The 18,670-nt window shown below is 56.8% G+C and carries 17 protein-coding genes; 1 reads left to right on the top strand and 16 read right to left on the bottom strand.

Annotated features, from left to right (window positions below):
• Positions 1-16: 16 nt before the first annotated feature.
• The 6 genes from ACT3TC_RS11130 to ACT3TC_RS11105 all read right to left on the bottom strand — a co-directional run bounded on the left by ACT3TC_RS11130 (position 17) and on the right by ACT3TC_RS11105 (position 8,930).
• A complete protein-coding gene (locus tag ACT3TC_RS11130) occupies positions 17-442 on the bottom strand; it encodes a YbaN family protein (protein WP_193053384.1) in 426 nt (141 codons plus the stop codon).
• Between the two features lie 43 nt (positions 443-485).
• Complete coding sequence (locus ACT3TC_RS11125; RefSeq protein ID WP_193053385.1) at positions 486-1,835, bottom strand: TolC family outer membrane protein; 1,350 nt, start codon at positions 1,833-1,835, stop codon at positions 486-488.
• A complete protein-coding gene (locus ACT3TC_RS11120) occupies positions 1,832-3,196 on the bottom strand; it encodes an HlyD family type I secretion periplasmic adaptor subunit (RefSeq protein WP_193056656.1) in 1,365 nt (454 codons plus the stop codon). The genes ACT3TC_RS11125 and ACT3TC_RS11120 overlap by 4 nt, the downstream gene beginning before the upstream one ends.
• A complete protein-coding gene (locus tag ACT3TC_RS11115; protein WP_193056657.1) occupies positions 3,193-4,983 on the bottom strand; it encodes a type I secretion system permease/ATPase in 1,791 nt (596 codons plus the stop codon). Before ACT3TC_RS11115 ends, ACT3TC_RS11120 begins: the two co-directional genes overlap by 4 nt.
• A 246-nt stretch (positions 4,984-5,229) precedes the next feature.
• Positions 5,230-5,805 (bottom strand): heme acquisition protein HasAp, encoded by a 576-nt coding sequence (locus ACT3TC_RS11110; protein ID WP_193056658.1) that lies wholly within the window; start codon positions 5,803-5,805, stop codon positions 5,230-5,232.
• Between the two features lie 128 nt (positions 5,806-5,933).
• Positions 5,934-8,930 carry a TonB-dependent hemoglobin/transferrin/lactoferrin family receptor gene (locus ACT3TC_RS11105; RefSeq protein ID WP_444640113.1) on the bottom strand — a complete coding sequence of 999 codons (2,997 nt, stop codon included), beginning with the start codon at positions 8,928-8,930 and terminating at the stop codon, positions 5,934-5,936.
• Between the two features lie 436 nt (positions 8,931-9,366).
• Here ACT3TC_RS11105 and ACT3TC_RS11100 point away from each other — a divergent pair, with 436 nt between their 5' ends.
• Positions 9,367-9,579: a hypothetical protein gene (locus tag ACT3TC_RS11100; protein ID WP_192535744.1), complete on the top strand. Its 213-nt coding sequence runs from the start codon at positions 9,367-9,369 to the stop codon at positions 9,577-9,579.
• 62 nt (positions 9,580-9,641) lie between these two features.
• On the opposite strand, the gene ACT3TC_RS11095 is transcribed toward ACT3TC_RS11100, so the two are convergent.
• The 10 genes from ACT3TC_RS11095 to hemP all read right to left on the bottom strand — a co-directional run bounded on the left by ACT3TC_RS11095 (position 9,642) and on the right by hemP (position 18,275).
• Positions 9,642-9,764 (bottom strand): hypothetical protein, encoded by a 123-nt coding sequence (locus ACT3TC_RS11095; RefSeq protein ID WP_264298670.1) that lies wholly within the window; start codon positions 9,762-9,764, stop codon positions 9,642-9,644.
• A 184-nt stretch (positions 9,765-9,948) separates the two neighbouring features.
• Positions 9,949-10,569 (bottom strand): biliverdin-producing heme oxygenase, encoded by a 621-nt coding sequence (locus tag ACT3TC_RS11090; RefSeq protein ID WP_192535742.1) that lies wholly within the window; start codon positions 10,567-10,569, stop codon positions 9,949-9,951.
• 87 nt (positions 10,570-10,656) lie between these two features.
• Positions 10,657-11,649 (bottom strand): FecR family protein, encoded by a 993-nt coding sequence (locus ACT3TC_RS11085; protein WP_193054573.1) that lies wholly within the window; start codon positions 11,647-11,649, stop codon positions 10,657-10,659.
• Complete coding sequence (locus ACT3TC_RS11080; protein WP_192535740.1) at positions 11,642-12,223, bottom strand: RNA polymerase sigma factor; 582 nt, start codon at positions 12,221-12,223, stop codon at positions 11,642-11,644. Before ACT3TC_RS11080 ends, ACT3TC_RS11085 begins: the two co-directional genes overlap by 8 nt.
• Positions 12,224-12,254: 31 nt before the next feature.
• Entirely contained in the window at positions 12,255-13,016 is a 762-nt protein-coding gene (locus ACT3TC_RS11075) for an ATP-binding cassette domain-containing protein (protein ID WP_192535739.1), read from the bottom strand.
• On the bottom strand, positions 13,010-14,044 hold the full coding sequence (locus ACT3TC_RS11070; RefSeq protein ID WP_225734175.1) for a FecCD family ABC transporter permease: 1,035 nt from the start codon (positions 14,042-14,044) through the stop codon (positions 13,010-13,012). Before ACT3TC_RS11070 ends, ACT3TC_RS11075 begins: the two co-directional genes overlap by 7 nt.
• The gene (locus ACT3TC_RS11065; protein ID WP_444621594.1) at positions 14,044-14,913 is read right to left on the bottom strand and encodes a heme/hemin ABC transporter substrate-binding protein; all 870 of its coding nucleotides are present in this window, start codon (positions 14,911-14,913) and stop codon (positions 14,044-14,046) included. The genes ACT3TC_RS11070 and ACT3TC_RS11065 overlap by 1 nt, the downstream gene beginning before the upstream one ends.
• Positions 14,910-15,962 (bottom strand): ChuX/HutX family heme-like substrate-binding protein, encoded by a 1,053-nt coding sequence (locus ACT3TC_RS11060; RefSeq protein ID WP_444640112.1) that lies wholly within the window; start codon positions 15,960-15,962, stop codon positions 14,910-14,912. Before ACT3TC_RS11060 ends, ACT3TC_RS11065 begins: the two co-directional genes overlap by 4 nt.
• A gap of 32 nt (positions 15,963-15,994) precedes the next feature.
• Positions 15,995-17,989, bottom strand: coding sequence for a TonB-dependent receptor domain-containing protein (locus tag ACT3TC_RS11055; RefSeq protein ID WP_444640111.1), 1,995 nt, complete (start codon positions 17,987-17,989; stop codon positions 15,995-15,997).
• Positions 17,990-18,110: 121 nt separating this feature from the next.
• Positions 18,111-18,275: a hemin uptake protein HemP gene (gene hemP, locus ACT3TC_RS11050; RefSeq protein ID WP_444640110.1), complete on the bottom strand. Its 165-nt coding sequence runs from the start codon at positions 18,273-18,275 to the stop codon at positions 18,111-18,113.
• Positions 18,276-18,670 lie beyond the last annotated feature (395 nt).

Here is an 18,670-nt window from a genome sequence, read left to right as displayed (position 1 = left end):
AATCTTTATTGCCACATCAATCCTGCTTGGTGGGCTCTGGGCGCGTTGCCAGCCATACCGCCACCCCGGCCAGCAGTGCGATGATGGCCCAGCGCAACCAGCCTTCCCCCAAATGCCAGAGCAGCAGCATGGCGCTGGCGATGATGCTACTCACCGCCACGTACTTGGCGCGACGTGAAATGGCGCGCTCGCACTCCCAGTTCTTGATCAATGGCCCCACGTAGCGCCGCGAACGAATCCAGGCTTCGAAGCGTGGCGAGCCCTTGGAAGCACAGTAGATCGCCCCGAGCATGAACTCGGTAGTCGGCAGTAGTGGCACGAAAATACCTACGACTCCAATGCCGAAGCTCAGCGCGGCCAGTGCTACCCATAGGGCGCGGGCCAGCGGGCTGCGTGCAGGCTCACGCTGGGGCGATGTCGATGAAGGGGGCGTTTCTTTCATGTGTCGTGGCTCTCTAGGCTTCGGCAGTATCGCCGGAAATCGTTTAGAAATAGTTCGCTACCTGGGCGATATCGCTGTCGTCAAGTTGCCCCGCTTGCCAGCGCAGGCTCAGCCAGGCCACTAGGTAATCGTAGCGAGCCCGCGCCAGATCGCGCAACGCCTCGAAGCGTTGGTGTTCGGCATCCAACACGTCCAGATGGGTACGCTCGCCGCCTTCCAGGCTACGCTGTGTCGCTTCCACGCGCTGGGTGGCGGCCTCGACGGATTGCCGGTACGCCTCTTCGCGCCGCTGGCTGCTACGCACCAGCCGGTACTGGCGTTCTACGTCGTTGAGAATTTCTGCTGTGGTCGCATCCAACTCGTGGCGATGCTGTTCGAAGGTGCTCTGTGCCTGGCGGCTGGCGGCCACGACCCGCCCACCCGAATAGAGCGGCAGGTTGACTTCGACGCCGATGCTGTTGGTATCGTAGCGCTGGCCGATGGTGTTCTCGCTGCTGGAGTCGGAGATCTGGCTGCGGGCATAAAGCTGCACCGTGGGCAAGTGGCCTGCGTACTGGGCATGCACCTGATGGCGCGAGGCATCCAGGGCGCTGCGCTGTGCCGCAAGCTCCGGGTTGTAGGCCAGTGCCAAGGTTTGCCACTCGTCTAACGTGGAGGCACTGGCTTGTGCCTGCTCCGCCAGCACTGCCCAGGCGTCTGGGCGAAGCGGTGCCAGGGGGGAAGCAGGCCGTTGGCCGATGAGCAGGTCGAGTGCGTTGAGTGCGTCCTGCAAGCGGTCCTCGGCTTCGATTAGGCGCGCTTCGACCAGTCGCATCTGTGCGGCAATTTCCAACTGATCGGTACGCGTGCCCTCACCATAGGCGACGAACTGGGTGCTTTTCTCCGACTCCTCTTCCAATGCCCGCAGGTGCGCTTCGGCCAAGGCGATGTCGTCCTCGGCGTAGAGGGTATCGGTATAGGCTTGGAGCACACGAACGGCCAGTGCTTGATAGGCGCGGTCGAGCGTTGCCTCGGCAGCTTCGGCACGCGCCCTGCCTGCCTGATACTGGGCGAAAGCCGCCGCATCCAGTAGCGGCTGGGTCAGAGTCACTGCCGAGGTGTGGCTTGAGTAGCGCATGTCGTTGGTGGTCGTGCCCAGCGGGGTCGACTGCTCTACCTCAGAGTGGTTATGCGCGTAGGAGTAGCGGTAGCCGAGCGTAGGCAGCAGCCGCGAGCGCCCCAGGGCACGCTCCTGCTGCCCGGCATCGCGGGCGTTTTGTGCAGCAAGCCAAGTAGGATCGTATTGGCGGGCGTAGTCGTAAGCGGTCTGGAAATCCAGTGCCTGGGCAGCCAGTGGTAGGCAGAGCCAGCAGCCGATGCTAAGTTTCACCGCCGTTGAACGTAACAACCTCATGCATCCCCCCATGCCATGCGTGCCCGGTCGAACAGGGGCTTGAGCAGATAGTTGAGCAGTGAGCGCTCGCCCGTACGGATGAATGCTTCCACTGGCATGCCCGCCTTTAGCGGCGCTGTGCCCAGCACTGCCAGGTCGTCGTTGGCGACCTCGACCTCCAGGCGGTAGTAAGGCAGGCCGCTGACCTCGTCGACCAAGCGGTCGGCGGAGACCTGCGTAACCGTGCCCGGAACGCGCGGCGTGCTGCTGCGCTCGAACGCGGTGAAGGCAAGCTCTACCGGCAGGCCCGGTGCTACGCGGTCGACCTGGTCGACGGGAAGCTGCCCCTCCACGCGCAATGGCTCGTCTTGCGGGACGATCTCCATCAGCAGACTGCCGGGCTGTGCCACGCCGCCCTCGGTGTGCAAGGCCAAGCCCACCACGCGGCCCGAGCGCGGGGCACGAATCACCGCGTGCGCTTGTTCGTAGGCGTTGTTGGCCATGCGCCCGGCGGCTTCTTGGCCGCGCAGGCGGGCTTGAGCCAGCGCTTCGCCCACTTCGCGCTGATACTCCTCCTGGCGCTGGGTCAGGCGCAGCTCAAGCTCGTCGATCTGGCGTTGGGTTTGCTGCAGGGTGCCGTTGGCGCTGGCAATGTCGCCTTGCAACTGGACGTAACTGCCTTCGAACTCCAGCATTCGGTTGCGTGGTATGTAGCCTCCCGATGCTAGCTCGCTCAGGTTGCGCCGCTGCTCGCTGAGCACGTCAAGGCGTGTTCGCTGCTGACTGAGCGAAGCTTCGAGACCGGTCACTTGAGCGCGTTGCCCGGCAAGGCTGGCCGCAAGCCCCGCGAGTTCGGCGTCGAGGGCACTGCGGCGGCTGGCAAAGAGCAGGCGCTGCTGGCTGACGAGAGTATCAATATCGGCATCGCCCGAGGGCATGAGTTCGGGTGGGAAGGTGATGCTCGCTTGCCCATCGCGCTCGGCTTCCAAGCGCGCCGTTTCCGCCAGCGCCGAGGCGTGCTGCAAGCGCAGCACCTCGGCCTCGTTTTGCAGCTGCGTGGTATCCAGGCTAACCAACGGCCGCCCTTGATCCACTCGATCACCATCGCGCACCCAGAGCCTTTCGACCGTGCCCCCGGTAGGATGCTCGACCGCTTGGCGGTTCCCCGACACCACCACCGTGGCAGGCACGGCGATACCATTATCCAGCGGTGCCCAGGCTGCCCAGGCCACAAACAGTGCTAAGCCTCCCAGTAGCAGCCAACTCCCTATGCGAAGCGGTCGTCGCTTACGGCGCATGGCGAGTGCTTGCCAGTCCGGTATGGCTGAGGAGGTGTGTGGTTTTGCATCAGGTGGCGACTGCGAGATATCGCGAAGGGTCATGCGCGCTGCTCCTGACGATTGATGGAAACATTGCCGTAGCTATAAGCGCTTTGCGCATACGGAGTGGCCATCGCGCCATTGGCAGGAGCTACCGCTTGGCGGGCAGTGTTCAAGGCTTGCAAGATCTCTTCAGTGGGGCCGAACTTCTGCAGGTGGCCTTCACGTAGTACTAGCAAGTGAGAAGTGGCCTTGAGTACCTGAGGGCGGTGGGTAATCAGCACCACCGTAACGTGGCATTCACGCAGTCGCTGTAACGCTTCCAATAGTGCTTTTTCACCGGCGTCATCAAGGTTTGCATTGGGTTCGTCCAACACGACGAGTGCCGGGGGGCCGTAGAGCGCCCTCGCTAGGGCAATACGCTGGCGCTGCCCTCCCGAAAGGCCGATCCCACTATCTCCTAAGTAGGTGTCGTAGCCATTGGGTAGGGCCAGAATCAGTTCGTGTACGCCCGCGGTTTTGGCGGCCTCGACGACCTTCATGGGGTCCGGTTCGCTGAAGCGAGCGATATTCTCCGCCACGCTACCTGCAAACAGCTCGACATCCTGAGGCAGGTAGCCGATATGTGGCCCCAGTAGCGCTCTGTTCCAGCCCTTGATATCGGCACCATCCAGCCGCACGGTGCCGACCTTCGGCTTCCAAACACCCACTAGCAGTTTGGCCAGGGTAGATTTGCCTGACCCCGAAGGCCCGATAACACCGAGCACGCTGCCCGCTTCCAATTGGAATCCCACTTGAACCAACGTGGGTATCTTTCCGCCTGGCGGCATGGCGCTTACCGGCTCCACATTAAGCTTGCCCAGCGGGGCAGGGAGGTCCATGCCTGGCTGGCGGGCCGGGTGTACTGTTAGCAGGTTACCCAAGCGCTGGTAAGCCAGCCGTGTCGAGGTCCATTGCCGCCAAGCGTTGATCACCTGATCAATAGGGCTGAGCGCACGGCCCATTAAAATAGACCCGGCGATCATCGTACCAGGACTGATCTGCCCGCCAATCGCTAGCCAAGCGCCCAACCCCAATACCAGTGACTGTAACGCAATGCGCAGGCTCTTGGAGATAGAAGTAACCAGCGCGGTACGCTCGCTGGCCAGCCCCTGCAGCGCGACAAAGCCATCGTGCAGGTGCGACCAGCGGCGGGTAAAGGCCAACAGCATACCCATCGACTCGATGGCATCAGCATGGTGCAGTTGCGCTTCTGCCATGGCATTCGCCTGTACGGAAAGCTTGCCTGCTTCACGTAGCGGCGGCTGGGAAAGTCGCTCGTTGAGCCATGCCAGACCGATCAGCACGATGGCACCCACTAGCGCTAGGCAACCAATCCACGGGTGGAACATAAACATCACCAGCAAATACAGTGGGAACCAGGGGGCATCGAAGAACGCAAATACCGCGTGGCCGGTGATAAATTGGCGCAGCGAATCAAGATCCCGCGTGGCTTGCCCCGCCTGGGCTGCCTGGCCGCTTAGCCCGCGCTCGAAGGCCGCCGCGTAAACCCGCTCCCCCAGTTGTTCATCGAAGCGTTCGCCAATATGAATGACTGCCAGGCTGCGTATGTACTCCAAGGCACCCATTAACGCCAACAGCCCCAGCGCCATGCCCGTTAGCATCATTAGCGTGGTGGTATTGCCGGAAGCCAGTACGCGATCATAGACCTGCAGCATATACAGCGGCGGCACTAGCATCAGCAGATTGATAACCGCACTGAACAGCCCTACCGAGCGCAGTGTGCCGCGATAGCGGCCGAGTGCTTGATTTAGTTCATTACCTGACTGGCGGCGAGGGGGCGCGGGCATGGTGGCGTGTCCTGAAAATGACATGACAAAACAACGAATGTGCTTGAACCTTGAGGCCCAGCCATTCGTCTCGAATTCGTTCTCTCATTAGTGCTTTGGTCACGTCTCTGCTTGACTTCTCGTCTTATCTGGCGAGAATGCCGAGGCACCGCGCCAAGGCATAACGCCCCTGACGCGGTGTTTGAACGTTGCGGCAAGGGGATTCCCCTTGCCTTTTTTATTAGGTGTTTATAGCGATGGCGTTGTTCACGCAGCCAGGGCGAAATCGAAGTCGCTGGCAGCAACGCCGGTGACGGATGCCGGAATGGCATCGCCGAGCAAGCCTGCATCGTCCAGTACCGCCAGCAAGCCACCATCAGTGCCAGTGCCAGCGCTATCGTCGGCACCGTTCACCGAACCGTTCATCAAGCCCCAGATGATGTCGTGTACTTCGTTGCCACGGCCGTCATGGCTGGCAACGATAGGATCGTCAAAGGTGAAGGTAATGAAATCATTAACCACTTCACCATTATTGAGGCCCGCACCCAACGTAAGCTCCGTCAAGGTGCCAGTCAGTGCATGATCAGCGAAGTTATAGGAAAGGCTGCCAGTGGCGGAGAAAGCAAAGTCACCATCATTGTTGGCCATAGCGTAAGTATCGCCCGCCAAGCCTGAGTTAACTCCGTTGGTGAAGAACCCTCCAGTATTAATACCACCCGGGTTATTGTCGCTGTGCTCTCCACCCGCTCCCTCCTTTTGAAACTCTGTTAACAGGAGTTCCAGTGTGCCGGTTGAAAACGTATCAGGGAAATAGGCTTCATCATAAGTATAGCTAATGGACATTTCAGTCTCCTTGATCTATCAATGTTGGCCTTAAGGCCGTGATTGGCAGATAACGTTAATTATCTGCCCTGCATACCCGTAAGGGTGGGCATGTTCGTAAACGGCGCGGGTCATGCGCCGTAATTTAATTAAAAACGCAGTTCTGCTCCGGCCATTAGGGTGCGACCCGCCCCATAGCTCTTGGAGAAAATATCCGAGTAGCCGGTGACGTAGTTACGGTCGCGCACGTTAAGCATGGTGGCTCGCAGCAGCAGGTTAGGGTTGACCTGATAGCTGGCGTAGAGGTCCCAGGTGACGTAGCTGGGCCACAGGTCAAAGTCGAAATCCTCCGGGCCGCCCGCGGCGCTGTAGTTAAGGCGGGTGCCTACATCTAGGCGCTGGTCGAACCAGCGGGTACCGAAGGTGAGGCTTCCGCGATCCATGGGCAATTGCCTGGCACTATTCATACCGATGACATCAATGCCGCAATAAGTTAGGTCATCTCTCATTGCCTCATAAGAGTCGTAACCGGCTTCAATGGCTTCGTAGTAAGCGTCAGAGTAGTTGCCGTTTTCATCCGGTATATCTTCACGGATATTCCCGCTGCCCAGTGGATAGATCTTCTGGCAGAACTGATTATCGCTCCCCAGTACATGGGTATAGTTGGCTTGGGTGTACCAACGTTCGGCGTCATAATCGATCTCCAGCTCCAAACCGCGGAAGTTCATGGGTAGCAGGTTTGGCACGAACATGGTATGGCCTAATCCCCCTTGCTGCCCTGGCATCACGTTAACCATAGAGGTGATCAGGTAGTTATCCACACGGGTGTCGTAGTAAGAGAGCTTGCTGAAGAAGCGATCCCCACTTTTAAATAGATCCTGGGCGGTAAAATTGGTGCCTATATCCCAACTGCGTGAGGTTTCCGGTTGTGCATGAGGGTTGGGGAATAGCACCGCGAAGGGGTCGCCGGGGTGACTGCCCTGCATGAGTGTTTCAGTGAGTGAGGGTGGCCGCCAGCCACGGCCCCAGTTAGCAAATAGTTCGACGTTCTCATTGGGGCGATAGGCTGCGGATAATGTGGGTAGCAACTTATCCATGCTGTTATCGACGTCGTAATCTTGCATCACAGTGTCCGATAACCAAGTAGGTTCGTAACGCCAACTTGTCTCATAGTCGATCATAGAGGTTGGGTCGTTAACATAACCTTCCCAAGTCGGAATATCATCGCAAGCTGTCTGCCTACTTTGCTCTGGAATGATAGCGCTGATGCAGTTGGATCTCCTGGTTCTCAGACCGTTTTCAGCTCTTCTTGACGCTCTGTCATAGCGGTTATGATATGTCCACTCTACTCCAGGCAGCTTTGTAGAGCCTTTAAGCTTGTAATAGTCGTAGCGAAGCCCTGCCGCTAGGGTAAAGGCTTCGTTTTCCCACTGTAAGTTACTAAAAGCGCTTGCAATACTGCGTTCACCGCTGGGCTGCATGGTGTTGTCGATCGAGGCCAGCTGGCGGCCGCCGCGCTCCTGTGCAGTGGTGGACTCGCCTTTGTCGATAAAGTACTCAACCCCGTGGTTGGAAGAGAAACCATCAATCCCGCCGAGTGCAAAATGCGCAGTATTTTCCAGCGTAAAGCCGTAGGTATCGATTTGAGTGCGGTTATTGTTGTCAAGCCCCGCCCGGCAGGCGCTATATGCATTATCTGGGATGGGATTCTGTTCACAGACGCCCATCATCCAGTTAAGCTCGGTCATATCGGTGCCGTTTAGCACCACGGGCCGGCCAGCTTCGGTATAACGCTGCCCTTCTGTTGAAACGAAGTAAGCGTTAGCCTCCAGGTTGATCAGAGGGGAGGAGGGGTTAAGGTTATAGCGCAGGCTGACCGAGTCGGAGGTTGTACTGGCGTCGCCAAAGCGGTGCCAGGCATCATCGCCGTCGACCACCTCACCAGCCCTCATTATCTGCCGATCCGAGACGTTGTTGTAAGAGAGTTCGGTACCCAGGTAGGAAAACGTCAGTGACTGGTCGTCATCGATATGCAAGCGCGCCTTGAACAGGTTTGAGTCCTGCTCGTTGTCGGTGAAGCGGACTCGGTCGACATCCTGAACGATGTCTTTATGAAACTCATCCTGGACTCCTACCGTAAGAAAATCGTAGTTTGGTCGACGGCGGCCGGGGGCGTATTCGCCGAAATTACGGTTGCTGCGCGCCGCCAGCAGTTCCCAGCGATCGCCAAGGCGCCCGGCTACAGCCGCGCTACCAATAAAGTTGACTCCATTGCCTTCTCCACCTACGCCAGTCATGCCGCGTAAGCGCACGCCGATATCTTTACCCGGTAGAAGAACATCATCCACATCGATGGTGCGGAAGTTGGCACTGCCAGCGATGGCACCCGCACCATGCACGCCCGTGCTGGACCCCTTCTCGACCACCACGTCCGAGAGCAGCTCGGAATCGACATACATGGTGCCGTTACGCTGTTGGTGACCGTTGTCGTTGAAGTTTTGGCGCATGCCGTCGACCATCATGTTGACGCGCCCAAAGTCCTGCATGCCCCGGATATTGACCGAGAGCCCCGGGTCCTGGGCGTTGACGGCACTGTAGACACCAGGGGTCTCCTGCAGCATATCGGCGGCGTGGCGCGGCGGCGTGCGATCAATCTGTTCGCGCGTGATCACGCTTACCGAGCGTGGCTCATGATAGACCCAGTCGTCACCGATACGGTCTGCCGATACGGTCAGAGTGCTAAAGGCTGTTTGGTTGCCCACGGTGATTGAGGTGGTTGGTTCCAGTAGTTCTGCCGTTCTGCCATTGCGGTATGAAAAGGTCAGTGATGAGTCGGCTAGCAGTGTGCGAAGTGCTTCATCGGCAGTCATTTCGCCGCGTAAGGCCGGTGCGGTACCGTTGATGGGCTGGCCATCCTGACGGACGACAGCAATCTGCGTGGTAGCGGTAAATTCACCCAGCGAGTAGAGCAGGTGCTGTTCGGGCAGGTCGAACGTGTAGCGCTGCTGCAAAGGATTTTGCTGCAGCGCCTTGGATGAGTTCGGTACAGAGGGCTGGGCCTGTGCCAATACCTGAGTTTGCGCGGCAAGCAGGCCCAGTATCACAGCGGCAGTGATTGGGGATCGGGAAAAAACCTTAAAATGCATTGAAATAAAGCTCCCTTGTTACGCTAATAATAATCGTTTGTATCTTAATTAACGATTGGGATGAGAATTTCCCTCATCTGAAATAAATTTTTTGCCAAATTATTTTGTGGGGCCGTGGTATGGGACGCGATGCGTGGCATGCCATGCATGCAGGTTTCCCTCTGGGCATACGAGCATGCGTTATATACCCCTCGTTCAACTTCGGGGTTAATCATAATCAATTGCAATTGATATTTGCTTATATTTGAGATTGTTTATATTTTATGGTGATCAAATCAAAGGCAGATTAGGTACATTCAAGGGGGGGATGGTATGGCTCAGGAAATCGAGTGGGATGATATCACCGTATGCCTCCCTCCCGGTATGAGGGAGCGGGCATGGTTCAGGCGTTTATCTTGGTGGAGGCTTCACCATAGACGGTATGCGAATGGGTGGCATGGGCGACGATATTTTTGTCATTCATGGCGGAAGTAATTGTATCGTTTTTAACGATGGTGGTTTTATAACTCCCAATGAAGAGGGTATAACACGAAAAGAAGTGCACGGGTTGGTGACTATTCATGAGTCCAAGGTGTTTAATTTCCGCAATTATGTGCCTTATCTCGGCGTACATTACCGCTTGGCTGCAAAAACTGAGTGCAACACCTGAGCATTTCGCTAAGGTGTTGCGCTCAGTTTCTGCAGCCGCCGTTTGTAGTTGAGCGAACTGCATCAGCAGGTTTGTTCGGCGGTCACGGCAATCGTCAATGCAACTGCGATCAGCACGCTATGCAGAAAAACGCCGCTTGCCAAGGCGATCATTAGCGAAATCCATACGCTAGGTGTTTCTGTCATTAGCCCATAGAGTGAGCCTAAACACCCGCTTATCAGTGAAATCATGAATAAGCTGGCTGCCCACCAGTTGAGCAACAGAGAGGCGGCAGGAAAGGCGTATACAAGCAATCTGGACGAGTGTCCCTGTAGAGTCTGGTTCACTAAAATTCCCCGTTATATCGTTTTAGTAACGCTTCTTTTGGCGTTATTTTTGGTTATTAGTTAGTACGTTAGAGGCCAGCGATTTAACGAAAGTAAAGGCCGCTCTGGCGCCGTTTAAGGCTTCGTTTGCCTGTTCTTCAGAGAGCGGGATGGCGTCTAGCTGTGCAGTGAAGCGGCGCCAGTGCAACCCACGTCCTGCATCGCTGGGGGCGAGGTGACGGGCACCAAAATTGATGGAGAGGTTAAGTTGGCTGGCGTATTTGAGCAGAAAAGCCGCACCCAGGTTCGAGCCTTCATTGACATAAAGCCAGCCAACCGCAGCCGCTTGAGATTCGATAGCGGGTACTGAGAGAGCATCGTCAGTCAAGTCATCGAGGTTGAGGGCAAGATCCTGGCAATCTCTGATCACTGCTTGGTAACGACTGCGCTCGGCCAGCCCTTCCAGCCAGTCGTTCAGCTCAGGCTGAAGATAAAGCACTTCAGTGTGACGTTGGAACTGATATTGAACCGTTAGAAATCTCTTGTAGCCTTCCAGGCTGGCAAAAGGGGCGAGTTCCATAATGGCTTTATCAACATGTTCATGAGCAGTATGGGTATCCAACTTTAGACGCTTGCTCAAGGGGAGAGTATTCGTCTCTCTTGAAGGGGAAAGAAGTGTTTCCATGAGTCGTTCTCTTTAGTGAGATGAATGAAATCAGGGACGTAAATGGAGGCGCAATCCCCGTGTGTGCGTGTATTACCTATGAGTACTTCACCCCGTGCGTAGCCACAGTAAATCGCCGGGTAAGCGATGAACCTCAATGTCAGATACATGAGTCAAGGCTGAAAGCAGAGCCTCCGGCTGGTCGACAGGGAAGCTTCCGGAAAGACGTACGTCAGAAAAAGCGTGAGTATCGAGTAGTAGGCGGCCTGGTAGCATGCGTTCCAATTGAGCAACGATCTCACTCATTCCTGCGTCATCGAATACAACTCTTCCTTCCTTCCAGCCAAGTGCTACAGGCAGAGCTACCGGTGAGACAGGGCCAAGTTCGCCATTGATAAGTGCCACTTGCTTACCGCCACCCAACAGGGCTTGGTGTCCTTGACTGTCTGTAATGGCTACTTGCCCCTCTGCCACCGTCACGGTGACACTGTCAGTGCTATGCATCACAGCAAAGTGAGTACCGATAACCTTTATCGATGCTTCGCCAGCGGTAATGGTGAAGGGGCGCTGGGCATCTTGCGTAACATCAACCCATAATCGCCCGCGTCTTAGCGTTAGTCCTCTGTAGGTTTCGTCAAACTCAATGTCCAGCGCGCTATTCCCATCCAGTAAAAGAGACGAGCCGTCTGCCAGTAGAAGTTGTTTCATTTGCCCTGGTGTCGTGACGGCATCGGCTGTCAGTCGATCCCAGTTGGCTGGTTCACGCCATAGTTCAAGGCTCAACAGCAAGCCGAGCATGCATAGGGCAGCGACTGCCCATCCCCACGGTCGTTCATTCCGCCGTTTGGATGGCGTGGCAGACTGTTGAAGGTGAAACAGGCGAATGGGGGCTTCAATATCCTGCCAAAGCTGTTTCGCTTCTTGATACGCAAAGTGGTGAAGCGGGCTTTGTTGTAGCCACGCGTTGAACGCCTGTTGATCATGTTGGGTGACGCTTGCATCCTTGAGTTTAAGATACCAAGCGATGGCATCATCCATGGTGGCGTCATCTATTGCAGGCGATGGCGCTGGCTGGCTCAAAGGTTCGTTTGGTTTAGTCACGGTCTAACCCTTCCTGGGAACGTGGCCTGTTGTTATTAATACAACGAGTGGACTGAATGTTTTCCTCATTGATTGATTGTTTTTTCCATTTACGACACTGGCGCATCGCGTGCATCATGTCTTTTTCAACCGTGCTAACAGAAATGCCCAAGCGCTCGGCAATAGCCTGATAGGTCTCACCGCTAATTCGATTGAGTAGGAATACGCGTTTAGTTCTGGGGGGAAGGGTATTTAATTGATCGATTAGTTTCTGCCACTGTTGAGTCTTATGAGCAATTTGTTCTGGACTTGGCTCCTGAGGGGGCTCATCAATAGTGGCATTAAATTCTTGAGTTTGATGACGCTTACGCACCCCTTGGGATCGTAAATAGTCCAGCGCTAGGTTGTGCGCCGTGCGGTGTAGCAAGCCAGCAGTATCTGTTTCTTTAGAGGGGCGTTGCCACAGCTTAACAAAGGTGTCTTGTGCCAGATCCTCTGCAACACTAGTGCTACCAACAACCTGCTTGATACGTTTTATAAGACGATGCCGCTCGTTAAGAAACATGCGAAGCAGAGCAGAAGAAGTTTTGGTCATGCGAGGCTTGCTCATCTCATTAATAAAAAAATCACGGCGCAAGGGTAATAAGAGGAGCCAACGCCATGTCGCTTTGGATGCAGTAAAGTTCCGCTCCATACACCTTGGCGATGGTCGTAGTCTTTAAAACGTGTCGGGGTTTACCATGCGCTATACGCTGTCCCTTTTGCAGTAACCAAACGCAGTCGGCGTAAGTGCCGGCCAGGTTCAGGTCATGTAGGACGCATACGATGGCCATATGATGCCGTGTGGCCCAAGTGCGTAGTTGACGCATTAGCCGCTGCTGCTGGCCGATATCCAAGGCGCTGGTGGGTTCATCCAGCAGAAGTAGGCCGCCATCCCTGGCAGCGTCTGAGCGCCGCGAGAGTAACTGGCAGGCGCCGCGGGCGATCATCACTCGCTGGCGCTCGCCGCCCGAAAGCGAGAGTACGCTGCGCTTGGCGAGCGGGACGAGGTCCAGGTCATCGAGTAGTTCGGCGATGAGTGCTTTATCGGGGTTGCTCCCCAGACACACCAGTTCTTCCACTCGCCAATCGAAGCCGACAGGCTCCTGCTGAGCGACAAGCGCACGACGGTTGGCGAGCGCGGTGATCTCCCATTTATGTAGCAAGTGGTCATCCAACTGTACGGTGCCCTGCTCGCAGCGGCGATAGCCTGACAGCATGCTGAGCAGCGTGCTCTTGCCTGCGCCATTAGGCCCTACAATCGCGAGCAGTTCGCCTGGATGGATCTCACCATTCATGGGCGCTAGTGCGGGAATTGAGGTTAGCCCCGCGTGATGCAGGGTCAGCATGACGGGCTCCGGCGCATAAGCAGATACAGAAAGTAGGGCCCGCCCAAAAGGCTCGTTAGCAGCCCGACCGGGATCTCGGCAGGAGCGGCTACCGTGCGCGCCAAGGTATCGGCGACCACTAATAACAAAGCACCGCCCAGCATTGAGGCAGGCAGGAGTAACCTGTGTCCGGGCCCTAGCCAAAGCCGTAGGCAGTGGGGAACCAGCAGGCCAAGAAAGCCAATGACACCGGTGAGGGCTACGCACAGCCCGACGCCAAGTGAGGTGGCCACGACAATGCGGCGTTTGAGGCGGTTGGCGTCCAGCCCCGCCGCATGGGCCGTGGTTTCGCCTAGTTGAAGCAGGTCAAGCTCGCTGGCGCTGCGCATTAGCATCCATAGTGCCAAGCTAATCAGTACCAAGGCGATAGCGGTGGTTCGCCATAAGGCATGGGTTAGCGTGCCCATGCCCCACAGGCTCAGTTGGCGCAGCTGTTCATCGCTGGCGATAAACGCAAGGACGCCACCTGCAGCGCCGGCCAGAGTGTTAATCGCCAGGCCCGCTAGCAGCAGGGTCATAACGGCGGCACTCCCACCCTGACGTTTGGCCAAGCCAAACACGATGACACATACGCTCAGCGCGCCCAAAAAGCCAGCAGCAAACTGGCCGTAAAGGCTGTTGACGGCGCTATCCTGAAAAATAACGATCCATAGCGCCACAAATAGCCCGGCACCGCTGGCAAGGCCGAGCAGCGTTGGGTCGGCTAAAGGATTACGAAATAGCCCCTGCATGGCAGCGCCGCTGCCCGCAAGCATGGCGCCTACGACAACCCCCAGCAGCAAGCGCGGTAAGCGCAGCTGCCACCAAACCTGTGTGCTGAGTGTATCGGCATTGCCGCTTAGCAGTGCCCATGGGGAGAGCCCTAACGCTCCCGACGCCGCGCCCCATGCCAAGGCAAGTAATAGCGCAAGCGTTAGACCGATAAGGACTCGTGGGGCGCGCCCCATCGGTTGCATCGTACGCTGACGATAAGCCGTTAAGCTGACCATTACGGCGCAGCCAGTGCAGTGGGCGAGGCGTTGAGCAGCGCTTCAACATCCTGGCGTAAGGCTAACAGCTGGTCGGGCGCCCGTGGCCCAAAGCCCAGCAGTGCCTGATCATCGATAACGATTAACCGCTGCGCTTGGCCTGCCGGAGTAAGAGCCATGCCGGGTAATTGCCATAAGGCTTCTGGGCCACCCATGGCGTCTAAACCGCGCGCTGACATAATGATCAGCTCAGGTGCCTCGCGCACCAACGCCTCGGCGCCAACACTGTGGTAGCCCTCCATCGCTGCAAAGGCGTTTTCCATCCCGACGGCTTCAAGTGCCGTATGCGCCGCGGTTTGGCTTCCGGCAGCGCGCGGCGTTAAGCCACTATGCTGGAGAATAAACATCGCCCGGGTTGAAGGTAAGGGGGGCAAATCGGCCAGGTATTCAAGCTTGTCAGTCAAGGTTTGCGCTAAAGCGTTGGCTTGTTCACGCCGGTCAGTGTAGCTACCCACCGCGCGAACCTTTTCAGCAATGGCCGCTAGCGTCGCGGGTGCGCTAACCACATCCAGCGTAACGCCGACAGCGTTCAGCTGTTCAAGCACTTCTTTAGGGCCGGCATGCTGATTGGCAAGGATACGGTCAGGCTGAACCGACAGTACGCTTTCGGCCGAGAGCTGGCGTAAATAACCCACAGAGGGCAGCGCTGTCAGGGTCTCAGGATAGAGAACCGTATCGTCACGGGCGACCAGGTTAATGTCAGCCTTCAAGGCTGAAAGCGTTTCAGCAATATCGCCGCCCAGCACAACCCAACGTTCGCTGGCGCTTGTTTCCAGGCTGAACAGCAGCGCAAACAAAACGCCGGGCAGCAGTCGAACAGGCTGCTTCATGCCACGGCCTCACGCTGACGAAGCCCATTCAATAACTGTCGCCAGGCGCTGGATTCGGGATTGCCCTCTCGGCGCTCGGCGTATATTTGCAGGACTAATGCGCCTTGTGCGTCAAACGCTTCAATGCTGGTGACGCCTCCATCACGATTGGGTTTAGACACTTGCCACACCTGATCAATGGCGGTGTCGTCCAAGTGCAGGGTAAAGCTATCGCCAAACAGATTCAGCCAACCCCGTGCGCGCTGGGGCGTAGGCAGCGTCCCCGTGCGGATTTGTACGCAGCCGGGGCTGGCGACAAACAGCATGAGCGGCAAGGCGTGTTGGCTTGCCTGATGGAGCAGGTTTTCCAGTATGTTAGCCGGTAGCGCCCGGGTGTAGTGGCCCTCCATCAGCTGGTTGGCCTCAATACGCTCCAGGCGATGGCGCTGCAGCAGAGCGAAGAATTGATGCACGTCCTGCATCGCTCCCCATTCGCTCGCAAGGTCGGGGGCGTTGGGAAGCGGGCGTTTAAGGCGTGGTGCACTCTGGGTGAACGCCGGAGTGTCCTGGGTGCCGAGTGCTGCTAACGCGTCCCAGGCGCTGGGAAGCGGTGTTTCTAGCGCAAAGCATTTGTGCACGGCGCAGCCATGCTGGTTAAATATTTGCAGGCTCCAGCGCCACTCCTCCGAGCCATCTTGTGAAGGCATGGCATCGCGAATCAAGCACACCCAGTGCCAGTGGGAATACAGCAAGCGAAGATCCAAACCGCAGGGGTCGAGCAGTAGTCCCGTTTGGGCTCCACCGCGCAGTTCAGGATAGTCCCCGGTTTGTTCAAGGACGGCCAGGCGCGAGCGGGTCAGCGATTTTACGCGGCCAAGCGTGGGCAGATAGCTTGCGATCTCACTGGGTGGCAGGGGCAGTGTCCATACATCACGCCCCAGGCGAGCCGCCTGTAACTCGCCTTCGCTAATAGCCAGACGCTCGGCAATGTCGATGGCGGGCAGGCGCGGCTGGGCCGCCCGCGCAGCATCAAAGGCTTCCAGAATAGCGATCTGTTGGGATTGCGTCATGAGCTCACCTCCATCGGGTGCATGGTGTGGCATTACCACTGCCAGTTGAGGGTGGCGAACAGGCTGCGCCCATCGCCTAAGCTGCCATCGGGGCGGTACCACACTTTATCGCCCAGGTTGGCCAGGCGTAGCGAGGTATCAATGGCGGGAGTGAGGCGCCAGGCCAGGTGTACATCGTGTAGCCCGTAGCCTGGCAAGCGCTCGTCATCGCCTTGTTTGTCGAAATTACGGGCAAACCGACCTTGCCAGCCCAAGCGAACATTACCGTTGTACAGTGCAATATCACTGCCTAAGGTCGCTTCCAGCGGTGTTTGATTGCCTAGCGGCGCGCTGGTGTCGCGGTCTTTGCCGGAGACCTCGGAAAGGCCTGCAAAACTGGTAAGGAAAGAAAAAGCGCTGGGCTGCCAGAAAACGCGGGCATCATAGCCCCACAGCTGGGCGCGCTGAACGTTCACGGCTTGAGTGGTGCCTGCCATAATATCGACCTGAGTGTCGATAAAGTCATTGGCACGGGTATCAAAGTAGCTGGCACGCACTTGCCAATCTCCCTGATGCCAAACCACGCCGCTCTCCCAGGTATGACTGGTTTCAGGGACAAGATCCGGGTTGGGTATCCAATAGTTGTCGGGCGTACAGAAGAACGGCCCGGCACAGAAACCCGCAAAGTGGCGTTCATTAGCATATAACTCAGAAAGGCTCGGGGCGCGGAAAGCCTCGGCGTATCCGGTAAATAGCATCAATGCGTCGTCGGGCCGCCAGGCAACGCGAAAACGTGGGGAAATCTGGTCATGTACGCTGTTGGCCTCGCCTTGGCCGGTGGCATCGTAACGGTCATAGCGGGCGCCTAGCCCAATGTCGAATGCTCCCGCGCCGCCCTCCGTCAGGTAACGGCCGGCGGTGAGCGTTGTATCCAGGTAGGCTGCTTGCGTATCAATGTTGGCATGTGGGAAACCATTCGCATCGCCTTCAGGACGTTGGCGGGCCTGCTCCAGTTCAGCACCAAATACCAGCGTTTGAGAAAGCCAGCCATGCTCCATTCGGTGATAGCCGTCGCTTTGCAGCCCCGCATGCTCCAGAGTGCGGCTGGCCCTTGGCTCATCAATATCTTGCTGGCTAAAGGTGAGTCGTGAGGTGATCTCGGTAGCCGCATCTGGCTGCCAGCGGTGGCCGAGCTGCACATTGTTGCTCTGAACGTCGCGGTCGCGCAGTGGGTTGCTGGCATCTGTAGAACGCTGTTGCGGATTAGCGGGTTGGGTGGTGTGCTCGTCGTAATGTTGCCAGCTAACAAACACCCGCTGGTCGTCATCCGGCTGCCAGCCACCTTTTAGTAACAGGCTGTTGAGCGAGGCATCTTCATCGGCCATCTCGCCACCGGCGCGACGAATATCACCGGACTTGCTACGGCCTATGGATAGAAGACCATCGACGCGGCCACTTGATGTATCACGACGACCAAAAGCGGTAAGGCTGCCACGTAACTCGTCACTGGCGCTTGCGCCACCGACAGAAAGCCGTACACCGCTTTCCTCGCCGGGCGCAAGCAGGTCATCGGCATCTACGCTGTTAAAACTAACCACACCGCCCATCGCGTTACTACCGTAAATGCTAGAGAGCGCTCCGCGGGCAATCTGGACATTTTGAATCAAGGCGGGATCAAGGAAAAAGTTACCGATATGACCCGTGGAAATATCTTGCCGAACACCATCCAGGCGGACCAGTACGCCCTCACGGCCAAAGCCACGCAGGCTCAGCGTTTGGCCGTTGCGGCGCCCTTGTCCTGCAACGTGTAGGCCAGGCTGACGGCTAAGTATGTCTTCCACTCGGCTTGCGGTGGCCAACACAGCATCATCGCGCTCAATAATATCGATGATGAGTGGGGCACGGGAAAGATCCGTGGGCGCTCGTGTACCGGTGACAGTGACAGGATCAAAGGAGTGAGGCTCAATCTCTGGTTGCGCCAAGGCAGGTGCTACCAATAGAGGGCAAAACGTAAGATAAAGCGGGCAAAGCGAGTAAGCGCGTTTCATGGGCCAGACCATTCCAACAATAAGAAGGTAATAGGTGCTGGCTGGGTGCGTCGGCTACCTGGCTGGCATTAAGCTTGGGACGTACTAATAGCAAATGCTAAGGGGGCGTAACGGTCAGTTGTTAAGCCGTTAAAATAAGTTTTCCGCTTTTGGTAAAACGTAGCAGATAGCGCCGGTTTTCGTGATGAATCACCAACTGGCCTTCTGACCCCAGTAGCTCTCGACTTTCCACTTCACGTGGTGGCGGTGTTTTCTCCCGCGAGGTGCTTTTTTCTATGCTGCACATGAGATGAAATTCCCTATGCTAATGATAGTTATTATCGATAAGATATCAGCCTGCTTGCGTTAACTCAAGCATCGACTATGGGTTGGCTAAGGCCAAACCAGGGCAGGCAGAGATCAAAATGGGAATCGTGCGGAGTTACCCCGCTTTTTTGTTAACGTTGGCTTCTGCCAGTTTCCTTAAGCTTTAAATTGAAAATCAGTTGGTACGTGGTTAAACGTTTTATTGTAGAAATAGTATTAACCTGCGTTAAAACTTCACAGATACTTATTGTATGAAGGGGTTACAGCCCACCCATCATCAGTTGGACAGCAATCGTCAACATCATTATCGCAACCCCAATATCGATTAGCCGCCAGGTAAAAGGGCGTGATAGCCAAGGCGCCAGCCAGGCAGCG

This window comes from Halomonas sp. AOP27-A1-41 (genome assembly GCF_052378605.1).
Lineage (GTDB): Bacteria > Pseudomonadota > Gammaproteobacteria > Pseudomonadales > Halomonadaceae > Vreelandella > Vreelandella citrativorans.
The sequence above is the reverse complement of the archived record's forward strand: the minus strand, read 5'-3'. Positions and strand labels throughout refer to the sequence as shown.

What these genes read in the sequence shown, in the direction of transcription:
- ACT3TC_RS11060 (WP_444640112.1), bottom strand. Translation starts at nt 15,962, where the DNA reads ATGACGCAATCCCAACAGATCGCTATTCTGGAAGCCTTTGATGCTGCG.
- ACT3TC_RS11090 (WP_192535742.1), bottom strand. Translation starts at nt 10,569, where the DNA reads ATGGAAACACTTCTTTCCCCTTCAAGAGAGACGAATACTCTCCCCTTG.
- ACT3TC_RS11100 (WP_192535744.1), top strand. Translation starts at nt 9,367, where the DNA reads ATGGGCGACGATATTTTTGTCATTCATGGCGGAAGTAATTGTATCGTT.
- ACT3TC_RS11120 (WP_193056656.1), bottom strand. Translation starts at nt 3,196, where the DNA reads ATGACCCTTCGCGATATCTCGCAGTCGCCACCTGATGCAAAACCACAC.
- ACT3TC_RS11065 (WP_444621594.1), bottom strand. Translation starts at nt 14,913, where the DNA reads ATGAAGCAGCCTGTTCGACTGCTGCCCGGCGTTTTGTTTGCGCTGCTG.
- ACT3TC_RS11055 (WP_444640111.1), bottom strand. Translation starts at nt 17,989, where the DNA reads ATGAAACGCGCTTACTCGCTTTGCCCGCTTTATCTTACGTTTTGCCCT.
- ACT3TC_RS11110 (WP_193056658.1), bottom strand. Translation starts at nt 5,805, where the DNA reads ATGTCCATTAGCTATACTTATGATGAAGCCTATTTCCCTGATACGTTT.
- ACT3TC_RS11130 (WP_193053384.1), bottom strand. Translation starts at nt 442, where the DNA reads ATGAAAGAAACGCCCCCTTCATCGACATCGCCCCAGCGTGAGCCTGCA.
- ACT3TC_RS11080 (WP_192535740.1), bottom strand. Translation starts at nt 12,223, where the DNA reads ATGACCAAAACTTCTTCTGCTCTGCTTCGCATGTTTCTTAACGAGCGG.
- ACT3TC_RS11095 (WP_264298670.1), bottom strand. Translation starts at nt 9,764, where the DNA reads ATGACAGAAACACCTAGCGTATGGATTTCGCTAATGATCGCCTTGGCA.
- ACT3TC_RS11075 (WP_192535739.1), bottom strand. Translation starts at nt 13,016, where the DNA reads ATGCTGACCCTGCATCACGCGGGGCTAACCTCAATTCCCGCACTAGCG.
- ACT3TC_RS11070 (WP_225734175.1), bottom strand. Translation starts at nt 14,044, where the DNA reads ATGGTCAGCTTAACGGCTTATCGTCAGCGTACGATGCAACCGATGGGG.
- ACT3TC_RS11115 (WP_193056657.1), bottom strand. Translation starts at nt 4,983, where the DNA reads ATGCCCGCGCCCCCTCGCCGCCAGTCAGGTAATGAACTAAATCAAGCA.
- hemP (WP_444640110.1), bottom strand. Translation starts at nt 18,275, where the DNA reads ATGTGCAGCATAGAAAAAAGCACCTCGCGGGAGAAAACACCGCCACCA.
- ACT3TC_RS11105 (WP_444640113.1), bottom strand. Translation starts at nt 8,930, where the DNA reads ATGCATTTTAAGGTTTTTTCCCGATCCCCAATCACTGCCGCTGTGATA.
- ACT3TC_RS11125 (WP_193053385.1), bottom strand. Translation starts at nt 1,835, where the DNA reads ATGAGGTTGTTACGTTCAACGGCGGTGAAACTTAGCATCGGCTGCTGG.